Raw genomic sequence first — 12,534 nt, forward strand, 5'->3', positions numbered from 1 at the left:
CACTTGTGGTAAACATTTACATTCCTCTTAAGTTAAATAAAAACTGATTACATAGGAGATTACATGCCATGAAATACAAATTTACATTCCTCTTAAGTTAAATAAAAACTCACCGCGGATACTAAGCACAGCGGACTGCCATGCATTTACATTCCTCTTAAGTTAAATAAAAACTTGCTTTTACCTACATGCTTACACAGTAAGTTGACTGATTTACATTCCTCTTAAGTTAAATAAAAACGCTAAATCTCTTTGTAAAGCTCATTACGTCCTCTAAATTTACATTCCTCTTAAGTTAAATAAAAACCTTAGCCATCGTAAGCCCTGCTATATCACTAGTTTCAAAAGCTATATCTGTCGACCTAACCAAAAAAGCATATATAGATTACTTACCTCATCAGATATAATTCAACAATAGTATTATACAGGCATTCTTTTCATCTGTCGATCTGCGTGTTTTTTCCGCATGTCTCATATCGACAGATTAATTTTAAAAAATATTCGATGTTAAATCCGTCAAATCCTGTCCCATAAATTCTTTATCAAGCCAATTCTTATTTCTATTTTTAAATATAATTACTGAATCAACATCTTTTCTAATCCATCTATTTAATTCACTTCGCAGTCTTGCAAGCTGTGCCTTGGTTAATTCTCCCTCAAAAACAGAATTTTGAACATGAGTTAAGTATTTTTTACAAATTTTAAAAACATGTCTACTTACTTTAGAACCTTGTTTATCCATTACAATGTCATAAACCAAAATTATATACATAATTACTACCATCCCATAATGTAAGGGGCATATGCTTCTCCTTCAACGAGAGATTTTATCAACTTATAACATTCCAATCGAATTAAATGTCTATAAGATACATCCCTATGCAAAGCTTTATACCTAACTTTTTGTTTCAAATACTTATCATACTCACCAACAATTAACCGTTTTACTCTATCAGACAAATAACAAAAATTCGATTCTTTATTAAAATCTTTTTCAGTAACCATATTTTTATTAATAAGTGAAAAGATTAACCTATCTACTATTATCGGTTTAAATATTTCCGATATATCAAGACATAAGGAAAATCTCCTATCCATTGCACTATGTAAATAACTTACAGTTGGATTAAGTTGAGTCACATATATTTCTGACAAACAAGTTGTATACATTAAACCATTTAAAAACGAAATAAGCGTGTTTATCATATTATCAGGTGGTCTTCGAACCCTTTTTGAAAATTCTACATCTGGAATAAAAATACGATTCCAAGCTGCATAATATTTTCTGTGAATTGTGCCTTCAATTCCCATCAATTCTTCAACACTATTCGCTTCATTTATCTGTGGAATTAGAGATGTAATTTCTTTTATACTTTTATTTAAATCTCTTTCTCTTCTTTGATAATACCTCAAGTTTCTTGATAAATTCTTAGCGGCCCCTAAAACAAATCTTTTAGCATAATAAAGTCTTCTATGAGAATCTGTATATGCCTGTACTTGCTGAATTAAGAGTGTGCCAGACACATTTTCTTCCCGGGGATAAAATGATCCACTGTAAAATCCATAGTAATTGTAATAATGTATAGGAATTTTCTTCTGAGCAAGATAATTTAAACACTTAGTATTAGTCGAAACTTCACCGAATAAATATATACTTCTTGTAACCTCAATTTTTAGATCCTTATATTTTCCATCCGATCTTGTCAATCTAACTGTATTATCTTTGCGTTCCAATTTTCCTGAAGAAAATAAATAATAATCTTCCATTTTTAGCCACCTAAGAAAAGCAATATTCATAAAATGCACATGATTTACAAATTGACTTAAGCTCGGGTTTAGGCGGAGTAGATTGCTTGCAAATCTGTTCAATTTCTGAAATATAATTTTCCATTATTTCTTCATCTTTACTTGTATAGTCAATTTTTACACATTTCTTAAGGCGTGGATAATCCAGCAAGCCTTTAGAAATACTTATCCCTTTCTTTCGTAAGTAATAAATATAATATTTTAATTGCCATACGGCTGCCGGTTCAAGCGCATTACTCTTCTTTACTTCATGAATTAATTGCCAATTTTCAACCATATCAATATCAATTAGGTTATCTATCATCACATGGTGTAAACCACGACCCTGATAGCTAGTTTTATCCAATAATTTTCCTAACATAACGCGTTCACTGGTTTGCTCAAATCCTATTTGATGTTGGAAGAGCCATAGTTTTCTTTTACAAACAAAGAAATAATTCACCATATTACCTGTTATTCGCATTTTAAAATTTTCCAAACTAAAACATATTATCATCATAATCAATTTCATTATTCAGATTAGCACCATCTCGATAAGACAATCCAGTTTCAGAATCATAATCAAAGTCCGCTGGTAAAATTCTATATCCAAATTTATTGATTAAATCGTTTTCCATCCATCTATGTTTAGAAACTTTATTGTTTACATAAAACGGAATTGAGACTAAATAATTATTGATTATTTCTCGCGCTTTAATTTTTTCTTGTACAAGAATTTGACATTGTTTTTTATATGTTACTTGATCCGGAAAATCTTCTTTTTTAAGATGAGTATTCAAAGTTTGAGCAGCTGATTCAATTTCATCTTTATATTCAAGAAATACTTTTTCGGGAATAACATCTACTGTATTGATATCTCTAAAATCATTTATAGCTTTTTCTTTACTTATTGGTGTATTCAAAAATGCTAAATCATCTAAATATTTAATACAATCATTAACCTTCTCAATAAGTTTGCAATTTTCAATATCTAGTAATTTATCCGTAGCATAGTTCTCATTAATTAGTTTTAATTTATTTGATTCTGTTAAATATCCATCTAGCTTAGCAATAGCTTTTTTAGATAGATTAAAAAGATGATAATCAACAACAGAATGTCTTTCCTCTCTCTTATATTCATGCGTACTCTTATGAATTCCACTCGTAGGTTTGTCTCCACCATCAAAAACGTAAACATTTGGCTCTTTACCTTCATAATTGCGCTTTCGATAGCATCTACCCATTCTTTGAAAAAGACCACACATTTCAGAGAGTTCAGTAATTAACAAATCAAAGTCTATATCTAATGAGGCTTCAACAACCTGCGTTCCTATCCAAATTCCAGCTTTTTGATTTTCTTTTTGACCAAATTCAAGTATCTCCTTTTCCTTTTTACTTCGATCTTTTCGAATAAATCTACTATGAATCAAATGGATATTCAATATTCCTTTTTGCTTTAATTCTGAATATAATTTAGTTGCAGATTTAACGGTATTACATACTACTAGCGTTTTTTGATGACAAGTCATCTTAATAATATCGTCTGAGTTAATTTGTTTATGGAGAACTTTAACTTTATGTCGATGGTCTACTTTAGAATCCAAAAATGGCTGCGGTGCTTGTTTAAATCTTAAACCATGACTTTTTAGTAAATCTACCAAAAATGGAGGTAATGTTGCAGTCATAATTTCAAATTTTCCGCCATATTTTTGCACTTCTTTCAGTCCAAAAATCAAATATCCTAAAAGATCTGGAGAATACATTTGAATTTCATCAATTACGATCTTAGAATAAGCAAGAGTAGCAAGTTTAGGTTCATAATTTTTATAATGATATACAAAACTAAAAATTTGATCAAGCGTAGCAATAGACAACTGTTTAGACCAACTTCGTTCTTCATTTACAAATTCATCAAAAGATTCTTCTTTATTAAATTTTTCCGATAAGGCTTTAGACATCATATCAGAATGAAGAAGTGCTAAATTTTCATGACTATTATTTTGAAAAACTATTTTAGAAATTCTATCGTAAATAGAATCTATTGCACTTTTTAGAGGTAAGACAAAGAACGATTTAGAATTATCAAGCCATCTAAGTGCTGATTCAGTTTTTCCCAATCCAGTTTGTCCCACTACAATAATACTCTCATTTCGATTTTTATAAGTCCAATCTTGTAAATCGTTCCAGTTAGTAGTAGGATTATCTTTTCGCCAATGTTGAAGAATATTTTGACTCAAATACACACGTGATTTAGATTCAATTTCATAATGGCCAGAAGCAGCATAGTCAATGCGATTAAGCAATCCCTTTAGCATTACAAATTCATCAAAAATATTTGGTTCATTCGCATATGATAATCGATGTCCTAAGTGATTCTTCAGATATTGAACTCTTATTTTAGTGGGTTCCTGAGGATGTATTGGAAAATTTAATTTCGAATAATCAAAACCATCAAATTCTTTCCTTAAAGTCTCTATTTCTCTCTCGTAATATTCTTTATCTATATTTCCAAGATCACGTTCATGATGCCATTTTATTGCAAAAATTAAGGCTATGAGTTCTTCTTTTGTATATTGTTTTTTCAACTCCTCAATTGGAAGCATTGTAATACTTAACAAGGCATGCGGAATTTCATCTTCACAATAACTTTTCTCAGCCTTTACTTTTTTCTGAAAGCGTAAATTCATTTTACCTAAATCATGATAAGCACAAGCAATTTCTAAGAGACGCCAGTCATCCTTGCCATGAATATTTGGCTGCTTCAACATATTATTAAACGTATTCTGACAAAGCCAAAAGTTTTGAAATATGTCAGGATACGTTTGTTTCAATAAATTATATTGCCTCAACAAATTATTAGTATGTTCTACAATCGTCTCACAGTGGTTTCCTTCAGATTGATTTAAAGACTTGGCTAAATAGTTATTCATTTTTCCCCACTTTCTATTTTATAGAGTAAATGCAAGATGTACTTCCATATATCTCATATTCCTATCCTCCAAATTTTTTCTGCTAACTGATATTTTGTTATTTCGTTTATATTTCTCTTAAGCTAGATAAAAACTATTATCCATCAGAAAAACACAATCAAATATTGCTAAAATGCAGAGAATATGGAATAATGAAACTGAGAATAAGTCGTCTAACAGGGAAGATAATCCTAGTTTTTAGGGAAGGTATGGGTTCAATTCCCATCGTTCTCATATTAAAGCAGTAGGTATTATTGCGGAAGAGTCTCGAAAAAATATATATTTAAAGTCGCTGAACCATCAACGGCTTTTTTTGTACCAAATTTTATATATTTTTTATAAAAACAACTTATATCTTGTCTGTCAGCAAAGTTCAAAACTTATATTCCTTAGATAAAAACGCGATAGCAGCTTTAGCAGCATCACACCAAGTTTTATCAATATTTACATTTCTCGATAAAAACATGCTCTTAGTGAGTTGCATACCCATCGTTTGGGTTATTTACATTCCTCTTAAGTTAGATAAAAACCCGTAAGCTTCATTGTTGAAAGTGTACTGAACAGATATTTACATTCCTCTTAAGTTAGATAAAAACTGTATTTTGGCTCTCAAGCAAGTGACCTATACTGTATTTACATTCCTCTTAAGTTAGATAAAAACAGTTCCCTTCGACAGATCTTACAAATCAATACTTTACAGTTCCAATTCTGTCGACCATCTTAAATATACTTCTATTTTTGATAAAAATGATTATAAAATTTCAGAAAAGCTATCATATCAAGCTTAATAGTACCTGTCGATCCTCTGTAAAAAATTGATTTTTGAACATCGACAGCTCTAAACTAAGAATACTACATTACCATCTTCATCAACATATGCCTTATAAACTACAAATCCAGAAGCATATATTGCCTCAACTTTATTCCACCGACGTTGTGTCTGACCTTTTCTAATTGTTACCAACTTATAATTCTTATTTAAATAATAATGTGTCCCTTTATTTCCCACACCATCATCTTCTAGACCCACATCTTCAGACATTTGAACAGGTATATATGCGCTATGATTTACGGGTACATCTTCATCTTTTTCTTCTATATCAACAATCTTTACATCTTCAAAATTTGCCAAATCTTCTCGTCGACCCAAATTTGGAAATTCACGAGGATACTTTAAAGCATGATAAATAGTATCCAGTTCACTTTCATCATTAGGCTTGATATGCAATATTAAATTTACATCATAAAGCAACTGAACATGACCAATACCTCTACTAATTCCAAAACCTTCAGCATTTAACTGGTGTCTTTCTGGATCAAATTTCATACCATTTTTGAATTCATATCGTGTAAAAAAATCACTAGTTGTTGATACATATGAACCTTGAATACTAACTTGCATTGGATGATATTCATAAAAATCACATAAGTAGTGAACCATCCCTATCACTGTAGAATAAGGAGGTAAGGGATAACTTTCACGAAACCCATGACTAGCCGGAACTCGATAATTAGCAGTTTCTTGGTGCAATTTAACTCTAATTACCTTCATAATATTCAGCAACCTTTTTCTTTAAATCTGTCATAAACTTAGCTACTGTCACTGCATTCAATTTATTTTTAATCTCTTGACTATTATCAAATGCGCCATTTACAAATCCAATATTAGTATTATCTTCAACTCTTGGATCATCAAGAACACTTTGAATTGATTCAATGTCAATCTTAGCATTCTTAACTTTAACAGCATTTTCAAACACTGGATTTTTAATATCATAAACCCCACCTATAATGAAAAGGGGCTTTAAGTCCTCACGACGACCTCTAATATCACGATATAAATATTGAATTACATCTAATAATTTGGCAACACGACGATTTTTTTCACTTGCATCCAAATTAGTACCATCATTATCGTCGATTCCAATTTGATCTAAATCAATTGTTAAGGTGTAAACATGATACGAATGTTGAATTTCTGATTGCGCAATACTGTTACGGATTGTATTATCACCCGTAGCTTTACGAATTCTTTGAGCTAATGACATATTAGTTAAAAAATCGGTATCTCCCTCATAGGGTTCTTGACTAATAGCATTTGAAAGACGTACCCGAGCTGATCTAATAGATGAATTAGTACCTTTTTCAGTTTTCATATAACCAAAGAAATCAATTTCCGAAAAATCTTTAATAGATGCGTCCTTAGCAAACTGAATTACCTTTTTATCACCACTGCCTTCAGCCTCTAAAGTTGCTTCTTTTTCACCAAGTTGTTGAACAATGTTATAGCGAATTGCTTGGCGTGAAATGTAAGAGTATTGCTGACCATCTCCACGAGTAAGTTTTTTAAGAAAGGCTACATTACCTAAGCTCTCACCATAATTAGCGCTTGAAGCTTGAAAAACGATAGTTACTGTTAGTCCCATATTATCCTGAATCATATGTCCATCCTCCATTTATTAATTATTCTCTTCTTTTTCACTATTACCAATTAACCCTGCAATAAATGCAAAAGCATAATCTTTGAATACTTCGGTCTCAGACTGAGTTTCAATAAAAATCTTAGGTACGGTTTTATCTAAATATAAATACGCATTAAGCAACAGCTCCATAAATCTATCGATATTATTAGTACGAAGTGCTTCAAGCATTTTATAAGCTAATGACTTAGCCTTATTTTCATTATCATAGCCCATTCTCACATACATCCCGCAACCACGAACTTTTGTTAATTTATTCTCTTCTATTTTCATAATTTTGCTTCCTCGATACTTATGTAGTTCATTTAAGAACCATCCGTTCATGCGAATCACAGTCATTATTTGAAAATCATTGTAAAAACAACCCTCTGTGTTGCTCAATTTCAACAATTCCAATTGGTAGATAATACTAAATAAATTAGTATTATTAAACAAACAATTCATTACACTATCTAAAATACCGTAATAATTCACACCCCTGAAATTACTAATTCCAGCATTGTACAAGCTAGCTAAATAACTCTTAACTTTACCAGTTCGTGTCACACTATAGGTATGTTCCACAGCTTTAGTTAATACTTTAGAAGCAACAATTGGAACAATTTGAAAATTATAATGATCTGTATCATATGTAATCAATTGAATATTGCCCAAAGGAGCGTGTTGTCCACTTGCTTCCTCATCTTTAAAGGCAGCCGAAAGAGCTCGATATGGACTAGTTCGGGTGCTATCGCTAATCTTTCTCATCATATTACTGAAAACAAGATCATTTTTTCCTTGCAAATTTCTAATTGAAGAATTTTCATTAATAAAAATCCCTTGGCCACACATATTATATGTAAATCCCACCGGTATTAGTGAATACAAAAATTGACAAATTGGACAAATATACAGGTCATTTTTAAAATTCCACGCATTACTTGTTTTTTTATTTAAATCATAACCCATATTGTTTATAAAACCATATGAGTATTTTAACTTCTTTACAGGTCGTCCACATGTTGAACATACATATTTATCTTTAGCATGATCTTCTTGTAAGTATTCTTGAACTGGTACTACAAAGTAATTTTGATAATCTTCATAAAAGTCCAAATTTTTTGTCTGAGAATTAAGAAAAGACACACCATTCCATGCTTTATTGATAATAATATAGTTCAATGTCTTCGCTGGAAAATATTTTTTAGCTTGACTTGTACTAAAATATTCAATGATTTTCAAGAGCTGATTAATTAGTTCTTGTAATATTTCTTTGGCTTCATCAGAATTTTTAGTTAAAAAGTTCTTTTTATTTAAAGTTCTTATTTTCTTATTACAACTTTTAACTTCTGCTTTAACATCAAAATCACTATTTATAAATTTAATAACCTTTTTATAACTAGCTGAATTGACGGAATATTTTACAATATTATCAAACCAATCAGTTAATCTCTTTAAATCTTTTTCGTCGAAGTCCTTAAAATCCTTATCTTTAAGAGTTTTAAGCCAGTTTTCCTCCTCAATAATTTTGGAATATCTAATGACTTGTCCATAATTTTTAATAAAGAATTTAAAATATAAATCAGAAAAATCATCTAATACTTTCGGATCTAATTTTACAGCGCTTTCACTCATGCTATAGCTATTTAAATATCTGGGATCGTTTTTTAGAATTCTCAGCAGTCCAACTATCCCAGCATTTTCCATCCAACTATTTATTCTAAAATTAACAGTGGTAGTATTGGTGTCCTCCATATCATTCACCACCTATTCTAAATTAAACTAATCATCCCCGAAAAGCTGCCATTTTTTTCACCGAGACCACCTGAGTGAATATAGTTTAAGAGGGTAGGATTACCCTCTAATTCAAAAATCCCTTTTGTGCATTCAATATTCAAACCAAATGATTTACGTACAGTCTTTCTCATTTTCAATGGTTTAAACCATAATTCTTCCACTGTTGAGGCAAGCATCGGGTTATCTTTTAATTTATTAAAAGTATTTCTGCGCAAGGTTTCATTAAATTTAATCATCTCTTCTTCTGTTACATCAGTCGGACATGAAATAAATCTTCCATTGTTATCTCTAACTACAATTGGAGACATTGTTTTAAAGATTGTTCGATTTTGTGTGATTTTAGGAAGTTCTATTGTATATAGCTTCTTTACGTCTGCTAAATATTCGTGCCCAAACGGCAATTTACTTACATCCAGATGATTTAAATAAATAAATGCATTATAAAAGTTAATCCCTATATTAGTATTCGCAGTTGAAAAATATAACTTCATTTCCCCCTCTCTATTTAAAATAATGCTATTTTTAGTAAAAGTAGCATTCGGGAAGAATACACTAGTTGCATAACATTTTTGTGTAGGTTTCTCAAATAGTTCTTTAAATAAATTAGGATTCTCAGCTGAGAGACCTGTTTTAATTAATGATAAAACATAAGCATCATAATCAATATCTATCTTGATTTCTGCTTTTTCACTTGGATTCTTTGAATGTAGACAAATTGGAATTCCAAATCTCATTTTTAGCTCCTTTCATTTATTACAACTACAGTATATCATGTATTTTTATATTTACAATTTACGTTTTTTAACATCATCTAAAATACAAGTATTTGCCAAAGGACCAATTTTATCTTTAAGAAATTATTCCTTGACGGATATAAAAATTTATTTGAGATAAAATTTTAAGCTTTTTCGAATAGCACATTAGTTCTTTTATTCTTAAAAATTATATCAAAATAAAAGAGCGAAAAACATGCTTCACCAAGAAAACGATGAAAACCATCACTTTCATCATGGAATAAAATTCTGCTTCTTCAGCGACAGTATGTTCAATATAATACTTATTTTAAAAGTTTCTAATTCAAAGAAGAAATTAAAGATCACAGAATTTCAAAAACAATAGTAAGCTTATTTGTTAATATCACAAAAAGAACACCTATCTCTAAGTAGATAAGTGTTCTAAATTCAAGACTCTTTTATTCTTCAACAACTTCAAATTTCTTATTTTTCCTACGCCATAAGTAATGAGCCACGTAACAAATCGCCACAAACGGAATTGTATAATAAAGAGCTACACGTTGAGTTGGATCAAACCAAATCAAAACACAGGATAGCAGACTAGAAATAAAAGCAAAATATGGAATTACAGGATACCATGGCGTGCGATATTTTAATTCGCTTAATTTATGGCCATCTTTAAGAAATTGTTTTCTAAAATTAAGTTCAGCAAGTGCAATTGCCATCCAAACAAAGACAACCGCCAATCCAGAAATAGAAACTAAAACTAAATAAACGGTACCTGGAGCAACTTTGCTTGAAATAAGAGCAAAAATTCCGCCAAGCATGCTCACTACTAAAGCTAAAGTTGGAACTCCATTTTTTCCAGTTTTTTTAAAAGCCTTGGGAATCGTGCCTTCATTACTCAATGACCACAGCATGCGCGTTGAAGCATATAATCCGGAATTGGCAGCTGAAATAATTGCCGTCAAAACCACAAAGTTCATAATATTCCCTGCAAACGGCACATGAATTAAGTCAAGAACATAAACAAATGGACTCTGAGTTACACCTGCTACCTTATAAGGGATCAACGCTGCCATTACAACAATACTTCCAATAAAGAAAATCACCAAACGCCACAAAGTAGTTTTTATTGCGCTGGGAATTGCCTTCTGAGGATTTTCGGCTTCTCCAGCTGTAATTCCAATTAACTCTGTACCAGAAAAAGCAAAGTTTACTGTAAGCATTGTAGTAAAAACTCCCCCAAAACCATTAGGAAACCAACCATTTTTATAAAAATTAACTAATCCAGGTGCATGGGCATATCCCTTTACCGGCAGAATTCCAGTAATGGCTAAAATCCCTAAAACAATAAAAGCTACAATTGCAAAAATCTTAATAGCTGCAAACCAAAACTCACTTTCTGCGAAAATTTTTACAGAAAAGAAATTGCTTAAAAAGATTAACACCATACATGTTAAACTCCAGATCCACACTGGTACATTAGGAAACCATTTTTGCATGATTAAACCCGCAGCCGTAAATTCCGATCCAAGAGCAATTGTCCATGTCAGCCAATATAAGATAGCTACTATAAATCCTGTTGAAGGACCAATATATTTCTTTGCATAAACATGGAAAGCCCCAGTATAAGGCATCGCAACAGACAGTTCACCTAAGCAAAGCATTACCGCAAAAACAATAAGTGCTCCAACTAAATAGGCAATCACAGTTCCCAAAGGCCCAGCTTCATGAATCGTATAACCCGAACTTAAAAATAATCCGGTTCCAATGACACCCCCTAAAGAAATCATCCGAATATGACGAGTTTCCATTTTTCGCTTCAAGTGAGTTTTATAAGCCATAATTTTTCCTCCTATCTTAACTGATCGAGTGTTTTACGAATCTGCTTAATCTCCTCAGGTCCCGTTGTGCAGCATCCCCCGATTAAGCGAGCTCCACATTCATACCAAGTCTTAGTCAAAGTATTAAAATCAAACTTTTTATCAAATTCCCGCCACTGCTTAATTTTTGGATCATAACTTGCACCCAAATTTGGATATACTACCAACGGTTTTTCAGTATATTTGCCAAATTCAATCAGTGCGTCTTTCACCAAATCGGGACTAATACAATTAATTCCCATTGCAAAAACTTGGTCGTATTGATTAATTTTTGTAATAGCTTCTGCAATCGAAGTTCCATCACTAATTTGCTGAACATTTTTTAAAGTGAAACTGACATACACAAGAACCCGTGGTGCATTTTCTTTTAACCAATCTAAAACTGCCACCGGCTCCGACAATTTCGGCTGAGTTTCTAATGCAATCAAATCTGGCTTTTCCTCTAAAACGAGCCTTAATCTTGGCAAATGAAACTCCAGATATTCTTCTTTGGATAAATCGTAATCTCCTCGATACTCATTTCCATCTGCTAAATATGCTCCATAAGCTCCAACTGTTCCTGCCACATAATTGTGTTGGCCAGTTTTCTTTTCAAAATCATCTCGCGCCTTTTTAGCAATTTTAACCGCATCCCGAATAAACTTCTCCGCTTCTTCTTGAGAATAACCTGCTTTTTCAAATGCTTGTACATTTGCCTGATACGTATTTGTAATTACAAGTTCAGCACCAGCATTGAAATAATCCATGTGCGCTTGATACACTTTATCCAACTGATTAATTAAAGCTGTTGCTGTCCATAAGTGGTTATTTGTATTAACTCCTTGGTTTTCAAGTTCATCAGACATTGCACCATCAAGCACAATTCCAGATTTAACTTTTTCAATTAAACCCATTCACTCACGCC

10 protein-coding genes and 1 CRISPR repeat array (1 of these 11 running past the window's edge) are annotated in these 12,534 nt (G+C 31.6%); all 10 genes read right to left on the minus strand.

Translation table 11 applies throughout. The annotated features are described in order from the left end of the window. A CRISPR array of direct repeats spans positions 1-308; the repeat unit is 31 nt; unit sequence ATTTACATTCCTCTTAAGTTAAATAAAAACT (it extends 314 nt beyond the left edge of the window). Positions 309-490: 182 nt separating this feature from the next. Beyond that, entirely contained in the window at positions 491-772 is a 282-nt protein-coding gene (gene cas2 / locus KBW87_RS08215; protein ID WP_057810316.1) for a CRISPR-associated endonuclease Cas2, read from the minus strand. 5 nt (positions 773-777) lie between these two features. Then, a complete protein-coding gene (gene cas1b / locus KBW87_RS08220) occupies positions 778-1,767 on the minus strand; it encodes a type I-B CRISPR-associated endonuclease Cas1b (RefSeq protein ID WP_057810310.1) in 990 nt (329 codons plus the stop codon). 10 nt (positions 1,768-1,777) lie between these two features. After that, a complete protein-coding gene (cas4, locus tag KBW87_RS08225; RefSeq protein WP_057810314.1) occupies positions 1,778-2,269 on the minus strand; it encodes a CRISPR-associated protein Cas4 in 492 nt (163 codons plus the stop codon). A 16-nt stretch (positions 2,270-2,285) separates the two neighbouring features. Continuing rightward, positions 2,286-4,715, minus strand: a complete 2,430-nt coding sequence (locus KBW87_RS08230; RefSeq protein WP_057810308.1) for a CRISPR-associated helicase/endonuclease Cas3 — start codon at positions 4,713-4,715, stop codon at positions 2,286-2,288. 877 nt (positions 4,716-5,592) lie between these two features. Further along, the gene (gene cas5b, locus KBW87_RS08235) at positions 5,593-6,306 is read right to left on the minus strand and encodes a type I-B CRISPR-associated protein Cas5b (RefSeq protein ID WP_057810306.1); all 714 of its coding nucleotides are present in this window, start codon (positions 6,304-6,306) and stop codon (positions 5,593-5,595) included. Next, positions 6,293-7,195 (minus strand): type I-B CRISPR-associated protein Cas7/Cst2/DevR, encoded by a 903-nt coding sequence (cas7i, locus tag KBW87_RS08240; protein WP_236695263.1) that lies wholly within the window; start codon positions 7,193-7,195, stop codon positions 6,293-6,295. The genes cas5b and cas7i overlap by 14 nt, the downstream gene beginning before the upstream one ends. Before the next feature lie 18 nt (positions 7,196-7,213). Next, on the minus strand, positions 7,214-8,968 hold the full coding sequence (gene cas8a1 / locus KBW87_RS08245) for a type I-B CRISPR-associated protein Cas8b1/Cst1 (protein ID WP_057810304.1): 1,755 nt from the start codon (positions 8,966-8,968) through the stop codon (positions 7,214-7,216). Positions 8,969-8,985: 17 nt separating this feature from the next. Further along, positions 8,986-9,744 (minus strand): CRISPR-associated endoribonuclease Cas6, encoded by a 759-nt coding sequence (cas6, locus tag KBW87_RS08250; RefSeq protein WP_057810301.1) that lies wholly within the window; start codon positions 9,742-9,744, stop codon positions 8,986-8,988. Between the two features lie 458 nt (positions 9,745-10,202). Next, positions 10,203-11,591 carry an amino acid permease gene (locus KBW87_RS08255; protein ID WP_057810299.1) on the minus strand — a complete coding sequence of 463 codons (1,389 nt, stop codon included), beginning with the start codon at positions 11,589-11,591 and terminating at the stop codon, positions 10,203-10,205. Between the two features lie 11 nt (positions 11,592-11,602). Next, the gene (gene mmuM, locus KBW87_RS08260) at positions 11,603-12,523 is read right to left on the minus strand and encodes a homocysteine S-methyltransferase (RefSeq protein WP_057810297.1); all 921 of its coding nucleotides are present in this window, start codon (positions 12,521-12,523) and stop codon (positions 11,603-11,605) included. Positions 12,524-12,534 lie beyond the last annotated feature (11 nt).

Source organism: Lactobacillus intestinalis (genome assembly GCF_024397795.1).
Classification (GTDB): Bacteria; Bacillota; Bacilli; order Lactobacillales; family Lactobacillaceae; genus Lactobacillus; species Lactobacillus intestinalis.

Excerpts from the sequence above, each read along its gene's own strand:
- cas2 (WP_057810316.1), bottom strand. The coding sequence starts at position 772 with ATGTATATAATTTTGGTTTATGACATTGTAATGGATAAACAAGGTTCT.
- cas1b (WP_057810310.1), bottom strand. The coding sequence starts at position 1,767 with ATGGAAGATTATTATTTATTTTCTTCAGGAAAATTGGAACGCAAAGAT.
- cas4 (WP_057810314.1), bottom strand. The coding sequence starts at position 2,269 with ATGCGAATAACAGGTAATATGGTGAATTATTTCTTTGTTTGTAAAAGA.
- KBW87_RS08230 (WP_057810308.1), bottom strand. The coding sequence starts at position 4,715 with ATGAATAACTATTTAGCCAAGTCTTTAAATCAATCTGAAGGAAACCAC.
- cas5b (WP_057810306.1), bottom strand. The coding sequence starts at position 6,306 with ATGAAGGTAATTAGAGTTAAATTGCACCAAGAAACTGCTAATTATCGA.
- cas7i (WP_236695263.1), bottom strand. The coding sequence starts at position 7,195 with ATGATTCAGGATAATATGGGACTAACAGTAACTATCGTTTTTCAAGCT.
- cas8a1 (WP_057810304.1), bottom strand. The coding sequence starts at position 8,968 with ATGGAGGACACCAATACTACCACTGTTAATTTTAGAATAAATAGTTGG.
- cas6 (WP_057810301.1), bottom strand. The coding sequence starts at position 9,744 with ATGAGATTTGGAATTCCAATTTGTCTACATTCAAAGAATCCAAGTGAA.
- KBW87_RS08255 (WP_057810299.1), bottom strand. The coding sequence starts at position 11,591 with ATGGCTTATAAAACTCACTTGAAGCGAAAAATGGAAACTCGTCATATT.
- mmuM (WP_057810297.1), bottom strand. The coding sequence starts at position 12,523 with ATGGGTTTAATTGAAAAAGTTAAATCTGGAATTGTGCTTGATGGTGCA.